Source organism: Staphylococcus microti, from assembly GCF_000934465.1.
Taxonomy (GTDB): domain Bacteria; phylum Bacillota; class Bacilli; order Staphylococcales; family Staphylococcaceae; genus Staphylococcus; species Staphylococcus microti.
Map to the genome: position 1 here is coordinate 1 of NZ_JXWY01000076.1, position 225 is coordinate 225.

1 rRNA gene is annotated in these 225 nt (G+C 55.1%); it reads left to right on the forward strand.

The features are described from left to right. Positions 1 to 225 (forward strand): 16S ribosomal RNA (locus TP70_RS08830); the annotation flags it as partial.

Genomic DNA, 225 nt, shown 5'->3' on the forward strand with positions numbered 1-225 from the left:
AGGCGGCTTTCTGGTCTGCAACTGACGCTGATGTGCGAAAGCGTGGGGATCAAACAGGATTAGATACCCTGGTAGTCCACGCCGTAAACGATGAGTGCTAAGTGTTAGGGGGTTTCCGCCCCTTAGTGCTGCAGCTAACGCATTAAGCACTCCGCCTGGGGAGTACGGTCGCAAGACTGAAACTCAAAGGAATTGACGGGGACCCGCACAAGCGGTGGAGCATGT